Raw genomic sequence first — 22,369 nt, forward strand, 5'->3', positions numbered from 1 at the left:
TCATAGATTATAAAGGAGGTTTTTTAATATTCGAACATAAAAAACAACTGCTACACGAGGTAAAAGTTGAAAAACCAAACCCTCAATACGCAGTACTAATACAGGAACAGTTAGGCGGTGGAAATTGAGAATTAAAAGCAGCCCTTCAATATCTGTCACAAAGCTTTAGAATTAAAGATTCTGAGATAAAGGATTTATTTTTAGATATCGGAGCAGAAGAATTAAGTCATATGGAAATGGTTGCTCAAACAATCAACTTATTAAATGGTCATGATGTAGATAACTGCAAAGTTAATAATGGTGAAATTCAAACTCATATACTTACTTTCAAATATAGCTTCAGAACAAAGAGCAAAAGTTGTATATGAGTATTTATACAGGCAGATCGAGGATAAAGAAGTAAGAGCTACAATAGATTTTCTTTTAAATCGAGAAGAGGCACATAATGCACTTTTTAGAGAAGCACTCAACAAGATTCAAAACACAGGTTCTAATAAAGATTTTGACGTAACTGAAGATTCTAAATTATACTTTAATTTATCAAATCCTGGTCCATCACATGAACCACCAACTCCAACGCCTCCATCATTCGACAATCCAAGAAGACAGTAATAAAGAAGATGACAGAATAAATATAGCTACTCTGTCATCTTAATTAATAATTCTAAATCTTATATTATTCATTTAAATCAACATAGTTTCCTGTTTTCAGGTAGATTGTGAATTCACAAATATTAGTACAGTGATCGGCAACCCTCTCTAAGTATTTTGAGACAAATAATAACTGTGATATCTGATTTGAATTAACATCCTGTGCACTAAGCTTCATTAACTCATCAAAGATCCTGCTACATAATTGATCAACTTCATTATCCATAATACATATCTTATAAGCTTCTTCAACATCACCAGATATATAAGTATCTATGGAGAAATTTATCATGTGCTGTACTTTTTCTGCCATTAAAATAATATCTCTAAGGTTTTTAATATACGGTTCTTGTCCAATTTTTAATACAATTTTTGCAATATCTACAGCGTGATCAGCCATTCTCTCTAAGTCAGTGATTATTTTGGTAGTAGTAAAAATATTTCTAAGATCTATTGCCAATGGTTGATTTTGTGCAATAAGCTTAATTGATTTTTCTTCAAGCTGTTTCTGCATAGAATCAACAACATCATCATTTTTAATAATTTTATTTGCTAAAACTTCATCATGATTCTTAAGCGCTTCTACTGAATTAAATATCTGTTTTTCTACTATGCTGGCCATCTTTATAAGATCATCCTGTACATAACTTAATCTTTTATCTAAAACCCTGCTCATATTATCCACCTCTTTTATATAATTAATTAGTAGCACATTAAATTTTAGCCAAATCTTCCTGTAATATAATCTTCTGTTCTTTTATCCCTTGGTTTGTAGAATACTTCATCTGTTTTACCATATTCTACAACTTCACCATTTAAGAAAAATGCAGTCTTATCTGCTATTCTTCCAGCCTGCTGCATGTTATGTGTTACTATAACAACTGTATACTTCTTTTTTAATTCATCCATAAGCTCTTCGATTTTACTTGTAGATATTGGATCGAGCGCAGATGTTGGTTCATCCATTAATAAAACTTCTGGTTCAACCGCAAGTGTTCTTGCAATACAAAGCCTCTGCTGCTGCCCACCAGATAATCCAAGTGCACTTTTTTTAAGTCTGTCTTTTACCTCATCAAAAAGTGCTGCTCCTTTTAAGCTGTGTACTACTATTTCATCTAGGACCTTTTTATCTTTTATCCCATGTATTCTTGGGCCATAAGCAATATTATCATATATGGACATTGGAAATGGATTTGCCTTTTGAAAAACCATCCCTACTCTTTTTCTTAAATCAATTTCGTCATATTCTTTGTAGATATTTTTGCCATCAAAAAATATTTTACCATCTATATGCACTATATCAATTAAATCATTCATCCTGTTTAATGTCCTTAAAAAAGTAGATTTACCACATCCTGATGGTCCTATCAATGCAGTAACCTTATTTTCTTCTATATCCATATTTATATTCTTTAATGCATGATTGTTGCCATAATACAAATTTAAATTTTCTGTAGTTATAATACCCATTAATTTTTCCTCCTAATTTCCGCTATACGCTTTGTGAATCTTGTTTCCTATTAATCTTGCACATACGTTAAATAGCAACACAAAAATAATAAGAACAGCAGATGCACCATTAGCTATCTGTGTAGCATTTGCAGCTAACCCTTCAGCATTTAATTTCCATATATGAACTGCCAGTGTTTCTGCAGGTCTAAATAAACTAAAGGCTGATGTCTTGCCAAAGATATTAAAATTGTTAAACCTAAGCTCTGGCGCACTCATTCCTGAAGTGTATAAAAATGCTGCTGCTTCTCCAAATATTCTTCCTGAAGCCAATATAATTCCAGTTAAAATTTCAGGCATCGCTGATGGAAGAATAACTTTTGAAACCGTCTGCCACCTTGTTGCTCCAAGCCCTAAACTTGCTTCCTTTACTTTCTTTGCTGAAGCTCTTAAAGCATTTTCCGTAACTCTTGTCATTGAAGGAAGATTTAAGATACTAACAGATAATGCACCAGATAATATTGAATACTTCCATTTGAAAGTAGTAACAAATAGTAGCAAACCAAATAGTCCAACAACTATTGAAGGAAGTGATGACATAGTTTCTATACAAAGTCTTACAAAGTTAACAAACCTATTTTCTGATGCATACTCAGAAAGAAAAATACCTGCGCCAATTCCTATTGGTATTGTAATTAATAAGGATATAAGAAGCATATAAAATGAATTAAATAGCTGTCTTCCTATCCCTCCATTTTCTGTACTACCAAAAATGAATTTAAAACTTAATGATTTTCTTCCCTGATAAAGTATATAGAACAGAAATACAGCTAATAAACCGACGACAAATATAGCAACAATATATAATATAATGGTCCAAATCTTGTCAATTGTTTTTGCTTTCATTAATTTTCACTCCTACTCCCGATTTTCCTCGTAATTACAATAAAGATAAATGAAATTATAAGTAAGATAAGTGCTAATGACCATAATGCATTATTCCATGAACTACCAAAAGCAGTATTAGCCATATCCATTGTCAGTATGCTGGTAAGCGTTGCTGTCGGACTATTTAATGCTTTTGGAATACTTACTGTATTTCCGATAACCATCTGTACTGCTAGTGCTTCACCAAAAGCTCTTGATATTCCAAGAATTATTCCAGTTAAAATTCCATTTTTAGAAGCAGGAACAACAACCTTGTAAATTGTCTGCCATCTTGTCGCTCCTAGTCCATAAGATGCCTCAATATATTCTCTTGGTATAGTTTTTATTGCATCATATGCTAATGATGCTATTGTAGGAAGTATCATAATGCTTAATACTATTATTCCTGCAAGCAGGCTAAATCCTATTCCGCCAAAAGTTTTTTTTATAATTGGTATTATTGCACTTACACCAATCCAGCCGTAAACTACTGATGGTATACCTACAAATAATTCTAATGATGGCTGTAAAATCTTTTTTCCCCATCTAGGAGAGATGATATTCATAAATATTGCAAGTGCTATAGCAATAGGAGCACTGATTATAATTGCACCAATTGACACAAGAGTAGATCCAACAATGAAAACTAGAGCACCAAAATGAGGTGTTTCAGAATCCGGACTCCAATTTGTACTAAAAAGGAATTCACTAATGGAGTAATTATTCTTAGTAAATGTATGTATACCTTTGCTAAGAATAAAAAAAGTAATTGCAAGAGTAATAATAACTATAAATATTCCACAAATATAAGAAAAGCTTTTTCCTAAATATTCTGTTTTTAATTTTCTATAAAAGTTTCTACTTTTCATAACTATACCTCATTATAATTTGCAGTTTCTCTATAATCATATAGAGAAACTGCATAACAACAATCTTATTTTACTTTGCTTCCCTGGATAAATCCTAGCTCATCAAACAATGCTTTGTTATCATTACTGTCAACAAATTCTATAAATGCTTTTGTTAAATCCTTTGCCTCACCATTAGTATACATATGACCATAAGACCAAAACTTATATTTACCAGCTATTATGTTCTCAGCAGTAGGCTCAACATCATCTATTGCCACCTTGTTCATATCTTTCGCACTAGCCATTGCTACATAACTTATAGCACCCTTAGTACTCTTTAGCGAATTTATAACTGAACCTGTTGAATCCTGAGTAACACCTATCTTATCATTTTCAGATTCTTTGCTACCATCAAGAACAGTTTTAACAAATGTAGCTCTTGTACCTGATGAAGCTGGTCTATGAATTACTGTAATAGCTGCATCATCTCCGCCTACTTCTTTCCAATTCTTGATTTCTCCTGAAAATATCTTTTTTATATCATCTTTCTTTAATGATTTAACTTTAACATCACTGCTTGTAACTAGCGCAAATCCCTGAACAAGTACTTTATGATCTTTTAACTTGGCAGCTGTATCTTTCTCAAGTTTTTCTTCAGCAAAAACGTCTGAATCTCCAATATCAACTGCCCCCTGAGATACTTGAGTTAAACCTGTACCGCTGCCACCACCTTGAACACTGATACTCGCATCCTTATTCTTATCTTGAAAAGCTTTTGCTGATTTTTCTATAAATTCCTGCATTGCAGTTGATCCAGCAATTGTAATTGAGCCTGATACTGTTGAAGAGTTTTTGTTTCCTTCTTGTGAAGATGCTGTATCACCACAACCGGCTAAAAGTCCAGTTCCTAATGTTACAAGTAATGCTGACATAATAAATTTTAATGTTCTTTTTTTCATACTAAAATTCCCTCCATAATCTAAAATCAATTCTGAATACAAGTATAATTTTAGACAAGCTAAGTTAAATCGATATTATCCTATTGTTAAGAAATATTGCTCATTGTAAATTATTTTTAACAAAGATAGTTTTTTTATACATAAAAAAACTAAGCTGATTATTTACCATATTAGTTCATTATTATCTATCATATCTATTAAATTTACTATTCTTTAAAACATCTATGTCATCGCTGCTGATGCTACCATTATTCATTTTTCTTAATAGTTTATAAAATATATCTTGATTAAGAATTAAAAATGTTTTAATATCCAGTGGTACATCACATCTAGTTTCAGCAGCTAAATCAAGTGCATAAAAAAATTCTGCTGATTCTCTATCAATTTCGAGAATAGACAGTAACCTAAGCAATAATTCTGAATGGGGTGCAGGCCTATTCCCCTTCTCTAAATCCCTTACATATGTTGCTGACACTCCTAATTTATTTGCTACATATATTCTTTTATGTCCTAATTGATTTCTTTTTTCTGTAATAAATTCTCCAAATGTTTGTTGCATATTTTTCACCTTTCCTATTTCTTTTATATGATTATCACTTTTTTTGTTTTGCGCACCAATATTTTAAAACATAGCTAAATAGCTTCTTTATTCTCTAAAAATAAAGAGACAGTTCTATTTTACTGCCCCTTTATTTTAATAATAAATTTTGAACCTACTCCAAGTGTACTTTTTACTTCTATAGCTCCATCAATTTTAATTAATAAATGCTTTAATATAGATAAACCTAAACCAGTACCGCCTTTTGCCCTTGATCTAGCCTTATCAACCCTGTAAAACCTTTCGAATATTCTTGGAAGATCCTTCTCAGGTATACCAATGCCTGTATCTTCTACTTCTATAATTACATTTCCTAATGAATTATAGGTTCTAACATATATGTTTCCACCACTCTCAGTATACTTTATTGCATTATCAACAAGTATTATGAGCATTTGTTTAAATTCATCTATATTGCCTAAAATTCTTTTCTTATTATCAAGCTCATTATATATTTTTATACACTTCTTAGAAGATTCTATTTCAAGCATTGATGTGATATCAAGAATAATTTCATCAGTATTAAATAATACAAGTTCATCTTTATCATTTGTATTTTCTGCTTTATCGAGTTTTGAAAGCTCTAAAAGATCATTTATAATTCTTGTAAGCCTGTCTGCTTCATCATTAATTATTTTAATAAATTTCTTTTGTACTTCTTTATCCTCTACATCCTGTAGTGTTTCTGCAAAACCTTTTATAGATGTAAGCGGTGTCTTAAGTTCATGTGAAACATTAGCTACAAACTGTACTCTCATCTGCTCTATATTTTTTAGATCAGTTATATCCTGAATTACAGCAACCCTGCCGATATGTTCATTTTTAATTGTTATTTCAGCCGTTCTAATTCTTAAGTTTTTCTTCTGCGGATAAATTATCGTAACTTCCATAAACTCCTTGTCAGAATCAAATATACTATCAATATCAAAATCCCTTACTGCATTGATTAATTTTTTCCCCAATATATCTTCTTTGATACCAAAAATATTAACAGCACATGGATTAATCATTATTACATTATGATTCCTATCTACTGCAATTATTCCGCTGTCCATACTCTTAAGAATTGCTTCAAGTCTTGTCTGTTTATCTGTTACATCCCTAAGCGCTTCATCAAGGCTGTCAGCCAAATAATTAAATGCCGTACCCAACTTTCCGATTTCATCATCTGTTACTATAGATATTCTTTTATTGAGCTCACCTTTAGAAATTTTATATGCTGTATCCTCTAATTCGCTTAAAGGCATTACAATGTAACTAGTAAATTTAAGGGCAATAATAAGTGTAATAATTAATATAATAAGTGCTGTAATTACATAATAAGTTGAATTCCTTCTTATAAAAGTATTTATATTACTTATTGGCACAGCTGTTCTGATTATTGAATTATTGTTTACTCTAAGCGCATAGTAAAGCATATCTTTTTTAAGAGTCTCACTATATCTAATATCACTTTCCTGGTTGTGATTAATAGCACCTTTTATTTCTTTCCTGTTAAGATGATTATCTAATTTTCCACCTTCAGTATCATAAATAACATTTCCTTCTATATCTAAATAAGTAATTCTAATGTTCTTATCTCCTTTAGATAACGACTTTAGGATTTTCTCTGGATTATCATTGTTATTAATAATATCTGTCAACATCTTATTATGCTCTTTTAGATTAGCTTTCATAACATTGACATACTGGTAATTAGAAATGGCTATTGAACTTACTGTTGAAACTACAATTGAAAATAAAATTATGCTTATTGTAAAAACAATTATTTTATTCTTCATGATTAATGTTCTGAAAATCTGTATCCTATTCCACGTATTGTTTCAATAAGCTTTGGCTTAGAATCATCATCTTCAATTTTCTTTCTTAAATGTCTTATATGAACATCAACAGTTCTTGTTTCACCTATGTACTCATACCCCCATATCTTATCAAGAAGAACATCCCTTGTAAGTACCTTGCCCCTATTCTTTACCAGATGCTCTAAAAGTTCAAATTCTTTTAACGTAAGATCAACAATAGCTCCGTCCTTTTTAACTTCGTGTTTTGAAAAATCAATGCTTAAATTCTGAATCGTAAAGCTATTGTGATTATTATTAGAGTATTGTGTTCTTCTTAGGATTGCCTTTACTCTTGCAATAAGTTCTCTTACAGAAAATGGCTTGGTTATGTAGTCATCTGCCCCTAATTCAAGGCCTAAAATCTTATCGAGTTCCTCACATTTAGCTGTAAGCATTATTATTGGTGTATTAGAAATTAAAATATCCCTTCGTATTTCTTTACATACTTCCAAACCATCTTTTACTGGTAACATAAGATCAAGCAAAATAAGAGATGGTTGTTCTTTTTTTGCAATATCAACTGCATCTTGTCCATTATATGCACACAAAACATTATATCCAGAACTCTCCAGATTGAATTTAATTAATTCAACTATATTTTGTTCATCATCTACTATTAGGATTTTTTCATCACTCATTTTAGCCCTCCATTATTTTATATAAATCAGCGAAAACTGTCTTCCTGATTTTTTGCCGCTTTTTCTATATGAATGAAATTGCACATTTTCAGAACAAAATGTACAATACTGTGTTGTAATGATATTTTCTCTTCTAACACCGTTGATTTTACACTGCTTAATAATACAATTTTCAAGGCTTAAAAACCTGCCATTATTTATATCAGTATTTTTTAAATAATCTACATTTTTAAATTTGCTAATCAGTTCTTCTGATACCTCGTAACAGCATTGCTTATTATGAGGTCCAATAAATACCTTTAAATTTTCAGAATTACATCCAAAGCTTTCTTTCATCTTAATGATTGTCTTTCCTACTATATTAGCAATAGTGCTTCTCCAGCCACTATGTACTGCAGCAATCACATTATTTTTATTATCAGCTATCAACACTGGAACGCAGTCTGCTGTAAATATGCCCACAGCATTTCTTCTTAACTTAGTAATAAGTGCATCTCCCTCACATTCTCCATGATATTTATGCTTTTCATCACAAACAAGAATCTTATCAGAATGAATCTGTTTTAAATAAAAAATATCCTCTATCTTAAGTTCACTGCATAAATCATTAAATTTCTTCTGTAAGCTACTATCTGCCATATTATAACTTACATCATTATCACCTGTTGAAAATAAAACATTATATGATTGTTCGTTAAATGCAATGAAATTACCATTGTTTTTCATAATCATATATTAATCTGCATCCCCTCTCCAAATAAAACTGGAAATTTATAATAAAGGTAACCCATTTTATAAGCTACCTTTAAAATTATTTCTTTATTAACTTTGATATTTCATCCATGAAAGTATTTATATCTTTAAACTGTCTGTATACAGATGCAAATCTTACATATGATACCTCATCTATAGGCTTTAATTTTTCCATTATCATTTCACCGATATCCTCTGACTTAATTTCTGCAACCATATTATTGCTTATTGTCTTTTCTATATCATTGGCAATTTCTTCTATCTGTTTTCTAGATACAGCTCTCTTCTGGCATGCTTTTATTAAACCATTTATGATTTTTTCTTTATTAAAATTCTCCCTAGTAGAATCTTTTTTTATAACGAGTATTGGAATATCTTCTACTTTCTCATATGTAGTATATCTTTTACCACATCTTAGACATTCCCTTCTTCTTCTTATAGCATTATAATCATCCGCAGAACGAGAATCTACTACTTTACTTTCTTCGTATAAACAAAACGGACATTTCAACTTCTTCACGTCCCTCCTATAAAATATACATATATTATATACTATAAATTAAGTTTTTTCTATCATTCAAACATTATTTTGTCGTCGCATTTTACGATTATAACATCTGTACCTATTTTAATAATATTTTCCCATGGTATTTCAATTAAATCATTATTACCAAATATCTTAGGTTTGTCTTTTACCAAAAAGATACTTAATATTTTATAAGTATCACAGTTTATTTTTAAATCATATATAGTTCCGAGCATTCTACCTTCATTAATATCAATTACCTGCATATCTCTTATTGCATTTAATGAAAATAAATTTATTTCAGTTGTTTCTTCATTCATTATAAATCACCTCATTTAAATATATTATTAAAATATGTAATTTATTAAAAAAGAGTTGTTTTATATTAAAATCAATATAAAACAACTCTTATTATATGTATTATATATATTTTCGCATATGTTTTAATGCTGTTTTCTCCAGCCTTGATACCTGAGCCTGTGATATTCCAAGTTCATCAGCTACTTCCATCTGTGTTCTACCATTAAAAAATCGTAATTTTAAAATACGATTTTCCCTTTTATTAAGCTTTTTCATAGCTTCTTTTATAAGTATATCTTCAAGCCAGCTGTCATCGCTATTTTTAGAGTCAGATATCTGATCCATAACATAAATTGCATCGCCGCCATCATGATATATAGGTTCAAATAAAGAAACCGGATCCTGAATAGCGTCCAATGCAAATATAACCTCTTCACGTGGTATATTAAGTTCTTCTGAAATCTGTGATATAGTAGGTTCTTTATTAGTATCTTTAATAAATTTATCCCTTACTATAAGCGCCTTATATGCAATATCTCTTAATGATCTGCTTACTCTGATAACATTATTATCTCTTAAGTATCTTCTAATTTCACCTATTATCATTGGAACTGCATATGTAGAAAATTTAACATTCTGATTTAAATCAAAATTGTCAATTGATTTCATAAGTCCAATACATCCTACCTGAAATAAATCATCAACATTTTCTCCTCTATTATTAAAACGCTGAATAACACTAAGTACCAATCTTAAGTTTCCTTTAATGAACTTATCTCTAGCACTATTATCACCTGACCTCATTTTAAGTAGCAAGTCTTTCATTTCTTTTTCTTTTAAAATTGGCAGCTTTGCAGTATTAACACCACAAATTTCAACTTTATTTATCAGCATTAATAATCAGCCCCTTCAAGCAATAACCTAATACAATATCATTATTTCCGAAACAGACTGATTTTATTCCTCTTATTTTTATACCATTTTTGTCATTTCTTTTTTTAACCTTTTAATTATTTTCTTTTCAAGTCTTGAAATATATGATTGTGATATACCAAGCATGTCAGCAACTTCTTTCTGAGTCTTTTCTTTTACACCAAAAAGCCCAAAACGTAGTTTGACAATTTCTTTTTCACGTTCACTTAAATTCTTCATTGCAAGAAATAAAAGCTGTTTATCAACTTCATCTTCTATAAAATTATATACTGTGTCATTTTCAGTACCTAGTATATCTGATAATAAAAGTTCATTACCATCCCAATCTATGTTTAATGGCTCATAAAATGATATTTCTGCCTTAACTTTAGCATTTCTTCTTAGGTACATTAATATTTCATTCTCAATACATCTGGAAGCATACGTAGCGAGCTTAATTTTCTTATCAGGATCAAATGTATTTACAGCTTTAATAAGACCTATATTTCCTACAGAAACAAGGTCATCAATTCCTACACCAGTATTCTCAAACTTTCTTGCAATATAAACAACAAGCCTTATGTTTCTTTCAATTAATATTTGTCTTACACTATTATTACCATCAACTAATTTACTTACAAGCTCATCTTCTTCCTCTTTAGACAATGGTGGTGGCAAAGCATCACTGCCACCAATATAATAGACCTTGTTAGTATATATTTTTAATTTACACACTACCTTGTTAATTAGTCTGCTTAAAAATCCCATTTCATACACCACCTTATAATAATCCTCTTGAAATTAATGCTTTATACTCATTGCAGCTACTTAATTTTTCATAACATGGACATATTACAGCTCTTTTTTCAATAGCTGTGTCGCCTCCCTTTATTGAAATTCTATCAGGAATAAAACCTTTTAAATATCCTTCAGAACCGCTAACTGTACTATATTTTACAATATATAAGTTTTTATTATTTCTAATCATATTATCAACTAAATTATGTTCAACTAATATAACTGGAAGCATCGTAACAGGTTCAATAAGTTCATTACCAGTATCAAGAAATCCTTTAAAAGATACAATATCATTTTTGTATTGAATCTGAACTAAATATATTAATTTACTAAATACTATTTTATCTTTTATATACTTAACAGTTCCAAAACAAACAATATAAGTAATCATAACAGCAAGGATTATATATTTAGATGAAATTTTATTAATTGTTATTCCATCAGAGATACTATAGTCATTCTCATAAAAAGAAATAAAAGCAATTACTCCGCATAATAGAAAAGACATTACGATAAATACTATAAATTTCTTTATGCAATCAACTATTCCATTTTTATAACAACATACAAATATCATTAAAAAGGATATAAAAAGCTTAAACGGTAACAAAGTAAATACATTCATACTTGGTATTACAATGCATAATGTATATAGTGAACCTATTACTGCTGATAGAAATAATCTCCAATATTTTATATGAGCCTTTGTAACTTGAAGCGTAATTAATAATAAGTAAAAATTTATCACAAAGTTTTCTATAAGTAATATATCTATATAAACTTTCATATATATCACTCCTTAAAATATATTATAGATTATTATTACTTAAAATTTTGTCATTTCATAATTCTAATCACATTTTTTAATATGTATTTTATTACAGATTATTTCTTTAATATACTTTCATATTTATTTACTCTTAACATTAGACATATGTTTCCATGTCCTTAGTTACTAAAAGTAAAAACAAACAAAAAAAAGGGGCTGTATCAAAAGTCTTTGATACTAGCCGAAACAAAAAGGTAGATTCGTAATTGAATCTACCTTTAAAATATTATTAAATTATTTTACTTTCTTGTTCTTCTTAAGAAAGCCGGTATATCTAATTCATCAGAATCAAAATTTCTTGAATGAGATTCATTATATTCTTCGGCTTTAGTAGCAGCAGCTTCATCATTTGATGATTTTAAATGCAATTCTGTAGCAGCCTTATCATTTGCAGACTGTCTTGCTTCTAATTCACTTTCAAATCCTGTTGCAATAACTGTAATCCTAATTTCATCTTTCAAATTTTCATCAATAACTGCCCCAAATATTATGTTAGCATCAGGATCTGCAGCTTCCTGTACTATTTCAGCAGCTTCATTTATTTCTAATAAACCAAGATCTAACCCGCCAGTTACATTTAATAACACGCCTGTAGCTCCTACGATTGAAGTTTCAAGTAATGGTGATGAAATAGCTTCCCTAGCAGCATCCTGAGCTCTAGTATCACCTTTACCATAACCAACACCCATATGTGCAAGACCTTTATCAAGCATAACAGCCTTAACATCAGCAAAATCTAAGTTTACTAAACCTGGGATTGTGATTAAGTCAGATATACCCTGTACACCTTGTCTTAAAACATCATCAGCTAATTTGAATGAATCAAGAAGAGTAGTCTTCTTATCAACCATAGATAATAGCCTTTCATTAGGTATTGTAACTAAAGTATCAACTCTCTGCTTTAGATTATCTATACCCATTTCAGCATGCTTCATTCTTCTTCTTCCTTCAAAAGGAAATGGTTTTGTTACTACACCTACTGTTAAAATACCAAGTGATTTTGCTATTTCAGCAACAACTGGAGCAGCACCTGTTCCAGTACCACCACCCATTCCAGCAGTAATAAATACCATATCTGCACCCTTAATTGTTTCTGCTATTTCTTCTTTGCTTTCCTGTGCAGCCTTTTCTCCTACTTCTGGATTGGCACCTGCACCTAATCCTTTAGTTAGTTTATCTCCAATTTGAATTTTCTGAGTAGCGTGAGATAGCATCAAAGCTTGTTTATCTGTATTTATTGCAATAAATTCAACATTTTTCAATCCTTCAACTATCATTCTATTAACGGCGTTATTACCACCGCCACCACAACCTATAACTTTTATATTAGCACCATCTTGTACATCTACATCAAAATCTAACAAAACTATTCCTCCTTTAGAAAATATCATCTAGTAATTTTTTAAATTTAGATAAAATTCCTTTATTATTACTTTCTTTTTCTCTTAAATCAATATCATTTTCTGAACAAAGTTTATTATCTTTTAATTTTTCATTTTCTTCACTATTCCATTTTAACCTATCAGAAGCTCTTTTAACAAGACAAATTGAATTAATTGTTGAATAATTTCTAATTTTTAATTCATCTTTTGTTAGTAAAATAGTTTTCTTTTTAAATTTATCTTCAATGAACGAACTTATATTCTCAAACTCAACTATGCCATTTCCTATAACGTACATCCTTTGAATATCAGAAAACTTCTCAATTGATAAAGATTCTTTTATCAAACTAAACATTTCTTCAATTCTTGCCTGTACAACATCATTATACAACTTCATATTGAATGTAATCTCACTTTCATTAGGAATTCCAATAAGCTGTTCTTTATATTTCTTTCTATATATATTGCTATATAATAACTTTACTTTTTCTGCTTCATCTTTTTCAAGTTCAGCACATATTGATAAATCATTAGAAATTGTTCTACCGCCAAGTGGAACAAATCCCATACTAATAAGATTACCATCATAGAAATTAAAATAATTAGTACACTGTGCTCCAATATCAACTAAAAGTATATTTTTTTTAGCATTATTTTCATTCATAATTATGTTTTTAAGCTCATAAGAAGTAAGATAAACTTCAAATCTTTCAATACCTGAAAGATTTAAGGAGTTTTTTATATTGTAATAATAATCACGCTTAATAAAAAAGTATATTCCATTGACTATTATGTTTTTTGCAGTAACACCTATAGGCATGTCTTTTCTAATATTGCCATCAACAACATAATCTTGAATATCGTAGCAAATCACAGTTTCGTTTTCATGCTTAAAATTTTCTATTGCATTTTTAACCGCACAAGAGATTTCTGCTTCAGTTATAATGTTATATCCATTTTTAATTTCCAGTCTACTTGAAAATTCTTTAAAATTCACTGAATTATTGCTTATGCCAACATACCACTTAATCTCATTATTGAAATTATTATAGATATCAGTTGTAATTTTTTTTAATGATTCTGATACTTCATTAACATCAACAATTCTGCCCTTTTTTATTCCTCTTGATTGATATGTATTTATTAATTTAAAGCTGATGTCTGCATTCTCATCCTGTTCTCCTAGAGAAACAGATATACTTTCTGAGCCCAAATCCACTCCAGCTATATATTTTTTCATATCTAAATTCTGCTAACCTCCTTAATCGAACATTCATTAATTTACTATATTCAACATTAATATAACAATTCCTTTTATTTTATTATAAAAATATTTCAAAACAATAACAATAGTATAAATTTACATATAAAAGAGCATATTAACAATTATAAATTATTAATACGCTCTTTTTTCTTAATTTACTTTCTCAAGTTCATCAATTGACATGCTTCTAGTATGTTTCGTATGTGACCATTCAACATCATTCTTATTCAAAATGCCTTGAATTGAAATCGGGAACCATGTTAATGTAAAAACAGGTAAAATTATCAACGATAATATTGATTTAATATTTAGCTTTTTATCTAAATAGAATAAAAATGGTGTATATAAAATCAATAAAACAGATAAAACAGAAACTCCTGCTAATGTGAAACTAATATTACCATTCTTAATTACATTTACTGCATTGGTAATAAACTGTGGTGTACTCATACAGTAGGAAACAACAGTAATAATTGTAGAAAGACCGATTAAAATATTCATAATTGGCTGTATGCTATATAAAGCACAATCAAAAGCTACAAAGTCAAATTTAGTAAATGCTCTTTTCATAAGCTTGAAAAAATATCTACTTGAAACATCTGCAAAGCCCTGCATCCATCTCTTTCTCTGATTCCATGACTGTGCTAATGTTAGAGGTTTTTCATCATAAATTACAGCTTCATGAGCCCATCCTACTTTATAACCATTTAAAACAAGCTTACATGTGAATTCAAGATCTTCAGTAAGACAAGTCGCTCCCCATCCAAGTTCCCTAAGAATTTCAACTTCAACGCAGAATCCAGTTCCACCTAATTGATTAGATAATCCCAACTTATTTCTAGCTAACTGAATCATTCTATTTGATGTCCAGAATGATGCCGAATAACATGCTGTAATCCAAGTATCAAATGGGTTCTTACTGTCTAGATAACCTTGAACAACTTTATAACCTTTTAAAAGTTCACGATTCATTTCGTTAAGAAAATCTTTTGCAACAAGGTTATCAGCATCGAATATAGCTACAGCATCATATTTTTTATCCATTTTAAATATTTTATTGAACATCCATTCTAGTGCAAAACCTTTACCCCTTTTATTTTTATCATATCTTCTATATACATTTGCTCCAGCTTTTTCAGCAACATCTGCAGTATTATCTGTACAATTATCAGCTATAACAAAGACATCATATAAATCCTTAGGATAATCTAAATTATATAAACTGTTTACAACTTCTTTAATAACACTTTCCTCATTATGTGCTGCTACAATTAAAGCAAAACTTTTTTGGGGCACAACTTTTTCTTTATGCTTTCTTCTAATTATCCCAAAAAGAGAAATAATTAGGTAATACATAGATAGTACAAATACAGCATTAGTTATTATTAATATTAACGCCTGAAATATATTTTTAAAAGCCACCATTATAATTCCCCCTTAATTCATTGATATTGTAGCACATTTTTATTTTTTTTACTATATAAATTATTAAATACTCTATAAAAGTTATTTATATATATTTTCTTTATAAACAACTATTCTGAACTTATACTTTTTATTTAAACACACTCATGTTGCAGTATAATTTTGTACTATATATTTTAATTTTTATATAAATTTATTATACATTCTACAGATACAAAAATACTGGATTTCATAATTTATTTTTTATTATGAAATCCAGCACTATTCTACTTTCTATAATTCAATTCTTTGTATAATTTATTAAGCGCCTTTTTTTCAATTCTCGAAACATATGACCTTGATATGTTAAGCATATTAGCTATTTCTCTTTGTGTTTTATATTTTCCATCTACTAATCCATATCTCATCTGTATAATTTTTTTCTCGCGCGGTGTAAGTACTAAGTCCATTTTTTTATATAAGCTCTTAATCTGGATATTATTTTCTACAGTTTCAAGTACTGAATCATTGCCACTACTTAAGACGTCAATTAAGCATATTTCATTACCTTCCTTGTCTACACCTATAGGATCCTGCAAAAAAACTTCTCCTTTACTCTTTTTATTATTTCTAAAGAGCATTAATATTTCATTCTCTATACATCGTGCTGCATAAGTAGCAAGTCTTGTTCCTTTATCAATATCAAAAGAATCTATCGCTTTGATTAAGCCAACTGTTCCAATAGAAATTAAATCATCAACGTTTTTATTTTGATACGTATACTTTTTAACGATGTGTGCAACTAATCTTAAATTTCTTTCTATTAATACACTTTTTGCCTCTAAATCGCCATTCTTTAATTTTCTTAAGTAAATCTGTTCCTCTTTTTCATTTAAAGGTTTAGGAAATGCAGTACTCTCTGAAACAAAGCCAGTAAGCAATATTAGATTTCCTATAACATCAATCATGTAATGGACGATAAACACTATTATTCCTCCGATTAGTGCTTCTTAATATACTATGATGTTAGCTCAAAAATGTTTCATGATTTTATTATTTTACTTTAATTTATTAACTACATCATGAAATATTGGCCCTGCTGTACTACCGCCACCGTATAATTCTCCTTCCTTGTTTTCAAGTGGTAGATTAGGTACAACAATAATCATACTATAATATTTATCATTTTTCTTAAAAAAACCGCTGAACCATATATCATTATTTTTTCCATTCTCAGCAGTACCTGTTTTTCCTCCTATAATAACTCCATTAACTTTTGCTTTTGCACCACTACCTGAATTAACTACGTCGATAAGCTGATTTCTTATTATATTAGCATTCTGTTCGGTTAGTATTTTTTTTTGTTCAGTCTTAGCTACTGCACTAACTATATCATTGTTAGTATAAAAATCTTTTAAAATATACGGCTTAATATAAATACCTTTGTTTACAATAGTATTATAAACTCCAAGCATCTGTAATGGAGTAACGTTAAATGTCTGACCAATCGAGATGTTATTGAGTCCATTTTTTAGCTCTGGTAAAGAACCTTTAGATTCTGCTGATAAATTTAAAACTTTTTTACCAAGACCAAGTTTGTTACACATATTGAGGATTGAATCATATCCTATTTTATTACCAAGCTTCATAAAACATTCATTACATGATACTTTTAGTGCTTCATATAGTGACAATGTACCATGACTATTGGATTTTCCATCTCTTTTACAGTAACGTCCGGTACATGTAAATTTCTCAGATAAATTAAGTTTATCATCATTTATTGCAGCCATTTCTACAAGCACTTTAAAAATAGATCCTGGAGGATATCCTAACCCCTCTGCCCCTAAAAGTATATTAGGATATTTTTCGTTTTTTTGTGCCAAAACTTTTATTTCTCCAGAAGCGCTGTCCATTACCGCCACACCTATATTATTCAGCTTATTATAATCAGAAGAGCATAATACTTCTCTAACACCATCCTGCCAGTTCTTATCAATTGTGAGCTGCACATTTTTATTATCTGAAGGTATAGAATATGTCAACTCAGAATATGCACCTTCATTATTAACAGAAGCTTTTAAAACATTACTTTTATTATCTTTTATATTTTCATAGATATAACCGTCTAATGAGTTTTTATCTTTACACTGTAAGTTAGATATAATATTTTCTATTCCCCAGGCAGAAGTGTGATTTACTGCATCATATTTATACATAAATATACCTTTAATATATTTACAAATTAATGATAGCTTATTATAGTAGTCTTCAGATACTTCATAATACTTTTTACCACTAGATAGATTTATTTCATCTAAAGAGAATTTATCGTTTGCAGACCTCATAATATATGTAAATGCCAGCATCTTATCTGCCTGTTCATAAATATTGTTCATTTTAAAAACTCTGCAGTCAATAACTAATACATATTTTCTATTGGTATCAACTAAGTTCTTGCCCAAACAGTCGCAGATATTATAATTTAATTCAGATATTTTTTCAGTCTGTGTACCACCTTTATAAACATTTGTGAATTTATTATCAGCGTACATATGCTGAATGTAAAAGATTTTTAAAATTGAAAATAAAAACAAAACACATAGAACAAAAAATAAAATTTTATATCTTTTATAATTATTACGTTTAAACACAAAAACACACCTCTTTTGGGGATTATATCCAAAAAGAGGTGTATCTATACTCTATTGCTGTAATATTTGTTTTATATTAGCTGTTAATACATCAATAGCTACTTTATTTTCTCCACCTTCAGGTATTATAATATCTGCATATCTTTTTGTAGGTTCTGTAAACTGTAAATGCATTGGACGAACAACATTTAAGTATTGATTTATTACTGACTTAACTGTTCTTCCTCTTTCTTCAATATCTCTTAGTAATCTTCTTACTATTCTTACATCAGCGTCTGTATCAACATATATTTTAATATCAAGCATATTTCTTATTCTGGCATCTTCAAGAACAAGTATACCTTCTACGATTATTATATCTCTAGGTTCAACCTTTATAGTTTCATCTTTCCTGTCATGAGCTTCGAAATCATATATTGGCTTATTAATAATCTTACCATTAATTAAAGCTTCAAGATGACTTATTAGTAAATCATTATCAAAAGCATCAGGATGATCATAATTAGTTTTACATCTTTCCTCCATTGAAAGATTGCTCTGACACTTGTAATAAGAGTCCTGCTCAATCATTGCGATACAGTCTTCATCAAATCTATCGCATATTTCTTTTGCTATTGTACTCTTTCCTGATCCAGTACCACCTGTTATCCCGATCAAAATTGGTTTTTTCATTAGTTGTTCTCCTTTCTAGCCTTTATAAGCATATCATTACTCTTAAGAACTACATCAGATTTTATCTTAAATATCATTTGAGCCCTATTTGCTACATCAATCTTATTATCATTATGATCGTGCATATCCATCATCTTAAATCCAAAACTATTACCTTCTGGTCTAAGCACTTCTACATAATCATTTTCAAACACTCTGTTTCTCTGTTCAACCGTAGCAGTCATAGTTTCGTTATCAAATTCTCTTACAACGCCTACTATATCATAATCTCTTATATACGAAGATGTATCATATATCTGTCTATTATTTTCTCCGAAATAAAAACCAGTACTGTAATCTCTATGGCTTACCTTTAAAAGATTATTCATCCAATCTTCATTAAATTCGTAATGTTCTGGATCTTCCCAGTACTTATCTAATGCATGTCTATATGACTTGACAACAGCTGCCACATAATAAGCGCTTTTCATTCTTCCTTCTATCTTTAAAGAGTATATACCGCTCTCAACAACCTCAGGAATATGTTTTATCATGCACAAATCCTTTGAATTCATAATATATGTTCCATGTTCATCTTCTACGATTGGGAAGTATTCACCAGGTCTCTTCTCTTCAACAAGATTGTACTTATACCTGCAGGCCTGTGAGCATGCTCCTCTATTTGAATCTCTCCCAGTCATGTAGTTAGACAATAAGCATCTTCCTGAATATGCCATACACATTGAACCATGGACAAATGCTTCAAGGTCACAGTCTTCAGGTAATTCAGCTCTTATTTTCTTTATTTCATTAAGAGTAAGCTCTCTAGCAAGTACTATTCTCTTAACTCCCATGCTATGCCAGAACTTTGCAGATTTCCAGTTAACATTGTTAGCTTGCGTACTTAAATGTAATTCCATATCAGGAATTATTTCTTTAGCTGTAACAATTATTGATGGATCAGATACAATTAATGCGTCAACATTTAATGATTGTAATTCTGTTAAATACTTTTCAAGTCCTTCAAGATCTGCGTTATGAGGGAATACATTCATTGTAACATAAACTTTTCTTCCTCTTTCATGGGCATATTCAACGCCTTCTTTAATTTGTTCATTCGTAAAATTATCCGCGAAAGCTCTTAAATTAAGTCTGCTTCCACCAAGATATACTGCATCTGCTCCAAAATCTATAGCAACCTTTAGCTTTTCTAAACTACCAGCTGGTGCTAATATTTCAGGTTTTCTCACGATAGTTACCTCCTTCTAGTAACAGCTATTCCATCTCCCATAGGAATTACTGTTGTTATCAATCTATCATCAGATGAAACCATATCTAAATATGTTCTCATTCTTTTAACAATTGTAATTTTTCTTCTTTTTACTAGATCATCAGATGCTACCATTCCTCTAAATAAAACATTGTCTGCAATAATCACGCCGTCATCATTAAGAAGTCTTAAACATTGTTCAAGAAGTTGATTATAATGTCCTTTAGCAGCATCAAGGAAAATCACGTCATATTTTCCGTCTAGTTCTTTTATAATATCAAGGCAGTCGCCTTCTTTTATATTAATTCTATCTTCTAAATTGTACTTTGTAATGTTGCCTTTAGCAATAGAAATCATTTCCTCAGAACGTTCAATAGTTGTAACTATAGGATCAGTACCTGCATTATTATACATAAGCATCGCTGAATAACCTATAGCTGTCCCAAGTTCAAGTATTCTATTAGGTCTTATAATACCTAACATTACTTCTAAAAATCTTGCAGTTTCTTTCTGTACTATAGGTACATTATTTTCTTCTGCATATTTTCTAAGCTCAAGTAATTTATCATCATTTTCAGGTATCAGATCCCTGATATACTTTTCAATAAAGTCTAAAGTAACTCCGCCCATAAATTAATCCTCCATGACTACAAATTAGCTTTACGTTTTTCTGATAAAAACTGTTTATAATCATTTGTAAAGAAATGATCTTTACCTTTACCAGTCCATACATAATAAATATAATCAGTCTTTTCTGGCTTTAAAGATGCGATTATTGATTCCATGCCTGGATTACATATAGGACCAATTGGAAATCCTGTATACTTGTAGGTATTATATGGAGAATCAATAATCAAATCCTTATTATACAGCTTTTCCTTATGATATCCATATGCATATATTACGGTAGCGTCAATTTGTAATTTCATTTTCTTGTTTATTCTATTATCAATTACTGATGAAATAAGATATCTATCTTTATCACTTCTAGCTTCCTTCTCAATAACTGATGCTTTGGTTAATATGTCTTCATAATTTGCTTCATTAATATTATCCCCAGTTTTTTTAGAAATTTGTTTGAATACTTCTTCAGTTCTATCTATCATAGTTTTTATAATTGTATTACTATCAGTTTTCTTACTAAAATAATATGTATCTGGGAACAAATAACCTTCCAGATTGTATCTTTTCTTAGGATCCTCTTTGACATATCCTGGAGGAGAATAGTTCTTAACAGCTTTAAGGAAATCATCTTTTGTAGCAAGCCCACTCTTTTCTACCTTTGAAGCAATATCCGTTATAGTATATCCTTCAGGTATAGTTAATTTTATTCTGTTAGTTTCTCCAGTCTGAAGCTCTTTAATTAATTCATCAAGAGAAACACCTTTTTCAAATTCATAAGTTCCTTTTTTTATATTATCAGAAATATTATGAGTCTTAATGTAAATTTTCGTAAAATTTAAGCTTCTTAATTTTTTTTGATTATACAATTCTTCAAATACACTGTAAAGAGTATCTCCATCTGTAACCTTTATTTCCAAATCAGAACTGCTATTAACTAAAGGATTAGTGATAGTCTTGTTATAAATATTGTATGATACAGCAGCAGAAATAACTACACAAATTAAAATAGCAATTAAGACATAGGATTTAAGTTTTTTCATAAACAATTCCTCCTATATATAAAAGTAAATAGCTCTTTAAAGCTATTT

Annotated in this window: 23 protein-coding genes and 1 pseudogene; 1 reads left to right on the top strand and 23 read right to left on the bottom strand. The window is 29.7% G+C overall.

The window, feature by feature from the left end:
• Positions 1-26: 26 nt before the first annotated feature.
• Positions 27-606: pseudogene (locus tag FYJ33_RS01900) on the top strand (manganese catalase family protein); the annotation flags it as partial.
• A gap of 70 nt (positions 607-676) precedes the next feature.
• Here FYJ33_RS01900 and phoU read toward each other — a convergent pair.
• The 23 genes from phoU to mltG all read right to left on the bottom strand — a co-directional run bounded on the left by phoU (position 677) and on the right by mltG (position 22,321).
• Positions 677-1,327, bottom strand: a complete 651-nt coding sequence (phoU, locus tag FYJ33_RS01905) for a phosphate signaling complex protein PhoU (RefSeq protein WP_154530071.1) — start codon at positions 1,325-1,327, stop codon at positions 677-679.
• Positions 1,328-1,371: 44 nt separating this feature from the next.
• Positions 1,372-2,121, bottom strand: coding sequence for a phosphate ABC transporter ATP-binding protein PstB (gene pstB / locus FYJ33_RS01910; protein WP_154530072.1), 750 nt, complete (start codon positions 2,119-2,121; stop codon positions 1,372-1,374).
• A gap of 12 nt (positions 2,122-2,133) precedes the next feature.
• Positions 2,134-3,006 (bottom strand): phosphate ABC transporter permease PstA, encoded by an 873-nt coding sequence (gene pstA, locus FYJ33_RS01915; protein ID WP_154530073.1) that lies wholly within the window; start codon positions 3,004-3,006, stop codon positions 2,134-2,136.
• A complete protein-coding gene (pstC, locus tag FYJ33_RS01920; RefSeq protein WP_154530074.1) occupies positions 3,006-3,896 on the bottom strand; it encodes a phosphate ABC transporter permease subunit PstC in 891 nt (296 codons plus the stop codon). The genes pstA and pstC overlap by 1 nt, the downstream gene beginning before the upstream one ends.
• Before the next feature lie 65 nt (positions 3,897-3,961).
• Positions 3,962-4,837 carry a phosphate ABC transporter substrate-binding protein gene (locus FYJ33_RS01925; protein WP_154530075.1) on the bottom strand — a complete coding sequence of 292 codons (876 nt, stop codon included), beginning with the start codon at positions 4,835-4,837 and terminating at the stop codon, positions 3,962-3,964.
• Between the two features lie 181 nt (positions 4,838-5,018).
• Positions 5,019-5,396: a helix-turn-helix domain-containing protein gene (locus FYJ33_RS01930; protein ID WP_154530076.1), complete on the bottom strand. Its 378-nt coding sequence runs from the start codon at positions 5,394-5,396 to the stop codon at positions 5,019-5,021.
• A gap of 119 nt (positions 5,397-5,515) precedes the next feature.
• Positions 5,516-7,216, bottom strand: a complete 1,701-nt coding sequence (locus FYJ33_RS01935; protein WP_154530077.1) for an ATP-binding protein — start codon at positions 7,214-7,216, stop codon at positions 5,516-5,518.
• Between the two features lie 2 nt (positions 7,217-7,218).
• Positions 7,219-7,914 carry a response regulator transcription factor gene (locus FYJ33_RS01940; protein ID WP_154530078.1) on the bottom strand — a complete coding sequence of 232 codons (696 nt, stop codon included), beginning with the start codon at positions 7,912-7,914 and terminating at the stop codon, positions 7,219-7,221.
• Positions 7,915-7,926: 12 nt separating this feature from the next.
• Positions 7,927-8,646, bottom strand: coding sequence for a peptidoglycan editing factor PgeF (gene pgeF / locus FYJ33_RS01945; protein ID WP_154530079.1), 720 nt, complete (start codon positions 8,644-8,646; stop codon positions 7,927-7,929).
• A gap of 79 nt (positions 8,647-8,725) precedes the next feature.
• Positions 8,726-9,178, bottom strand: a complete 453-nt coding sequence (gene nrdR / locus FYJ33_RS01950) for a transcriptional regulator NrdR (protein ID WP_154530153.1) — start codon at positions 9,176-9,178, stop codon at positions 8,726-8,728.
• Positions 9,179-9,240: 62 nt separating this feature from the next.
• Positions 9,241-9,513, bottom strand: a complete 273-nt coding sequence (locus FYJ33_RS01955; protein ID WP_154530080.1) for a YlmC/YmxH family sporulation protein — start codon at positions 9,511-9,513, stop codon at positions 9,241-9,243.
• A 100-nt stretch (positions 9,514-9,613) separates the two neighbouring features.
• A complete protein-coding gene (sigG, locus tag FYJ33_RS01960; RefSeq protein ID WP_154530081.1) occupies positions 9,614-10,387 on the bottom strand; it encodes an RNA polymerase sporulation sigma factor SigG in 774 nt (257 codons plus the stop codon).
• A 78-nt stretch (positions 10,388-10,465) separates the two neighbouring features.
• Complete coding sequence (sigE, locus tag FYJ33_RS01965; protein ID WP_154530082.1) at positions 10,466-11,173, bottom strand: RNA polymerase sporulation sigma factor SigE; 708 nt, start codon at positions 11,171-11,173, stop codon at positions 10,466-10,468.
• A gap of 13 nt (positions 11,174-11,186) precedes the next feature.
• Positions 11,187-11,990 carry a sigma-E processing peptidase SpoIIGA gene (locus tag FYJ33_RS01970; protein ID WP_154530083.1) on the bottom strand — a complete coding sequence of 268 codons (804 nt, stop codon included), beginning with the start codon at positions 11,988-11,990 and terminating at the stop codon, positions 11,187-11,189.
• Between the two features lie 281 nt (positions 11,991-12,271).
• The gene (gene ftsZ / locus FYJ33_RS01975) at positions 12,272-13,396 is read right to left on the bottom strand and encodes a cell division protein FtsZ (RefSeq protein WP_154530084.1); all 1,125 of its coding nucleotides are present in this window, start codon (positions 13,394-13,396) and stop codon (positions 12,272-12,274) included.
• Between the two features lie 13 nt (positions 13,397-13,409).
• Complete coding sequence (locus tag FYJ33_RS01980; protein WP_154530085.1) at positions 13,410-14,654, bottom strand: cell division FtsA domain-containing protein; 1,245 nt, start codon at positions 14,652-14,654, stop codon at positions 13,410-13,412.
• 174 nt (positions 14,655-14,828) lie between these two features.
• Positions 14,829-16,103 carry a glycosyltransferase family 2 protein gene (locus tag FYJ33_RS01985; RefSeq protein ID WP_206046587.1) on the bottom strand — a complete coding sequence of 425 codons (1,275 nt, stop codon included), beginning with the start codon at positions 16,101-16,103 and terminating at the stop codon, positions 14,829-14,831.
• A 266-nt stretch (positions 16,104-16,369) separates the two neighbouring features.
• Complete coding sequence (gene sigK, locus FYJ33_RS01990; RefSeq protein WP_321107478.1) at positions 16,370-17,068, bottom strand: RNA polymerase sporulation sigma factor SigK; 699 nt, start codon at positions 17,066-17,068, stop codon at positions 16,370-16,372.
• Positions 17,069-17,140: 72 nt separating this feature from the next.
• On the bottom strand, positions 17,141-18,637 hold the full coding sequence (locus tag FYJ33_RS01995; protein WP_154530086.1) for a penicillin-binding transpeptidase domain-containing protein: 1,497 nt from the start codon (positions 18,635-18,637) through the stop codon (positions 17,141-17,143).
• A gap of 150 nt (positions 18,638-18,787) precedes the next feature.
• Positions 18,788-19,408 (bottom strand): uridine kinase, encoded by a 621-nt coding sequence (udk, locus tag FYJ33_RS02000; RefSeq protein WP_154530087.1) that lies wholly within the window; start codon positions 19,406-19,408, stop codon positions 18,788-18,790.
• The gene (locus FYJ33_RS02005) at positions 19,408-20,637 is read right to left on the bottom strand and encodes a peptidase U32 family protein (RefSeq protein WP_328598637.1); all 1,230 of its coding nucleotides are present in this window, start codon (positions 20,635-20,637) and stop codon (positions 19,408-19,410) included. The genes udk and FYJ33_RS02005 overlap by 1 nt, the downstream gene beginning before the upstream one ends.
• Before the next feature lie 5 nt (positions 20,638-20,642).
• Positions 20,643-21,287, bottom strand: a complete 645-nt coding sequence (locus FYJ33_RS02010; RefSeq protein ID WP_154530088.1) for an O-methyltransferase — start codon at positions 21,285-21,287, stop codon at positions 20,643-20,645.
• Positions 21,288-21,304: 17 nt separating this feature from the next.
• A complete protein-coding gene (gene mltG / locus FYJ33_RS02015; RefSeq protein WP_154530089.1) occupies positions 21,305-22,321 on the bottom strand; it encodes an endolytic transglycosylase MltG in 1,017 nt (338 codons plus the stop codon).
• Between the last annotated feature and the right edge of the window lie 48 nt (positions 22,322-22,369).

Source organism: Inconstantimicrobium porci (assembly GCF_009696465.1).
Classification (GTDB): domain Bacteria; phylum Bacillota; class Clostridia; order Clostridiales; family Clostridiaceae; genus Inconstantimicrobium; species Inconstantimicrobium porci.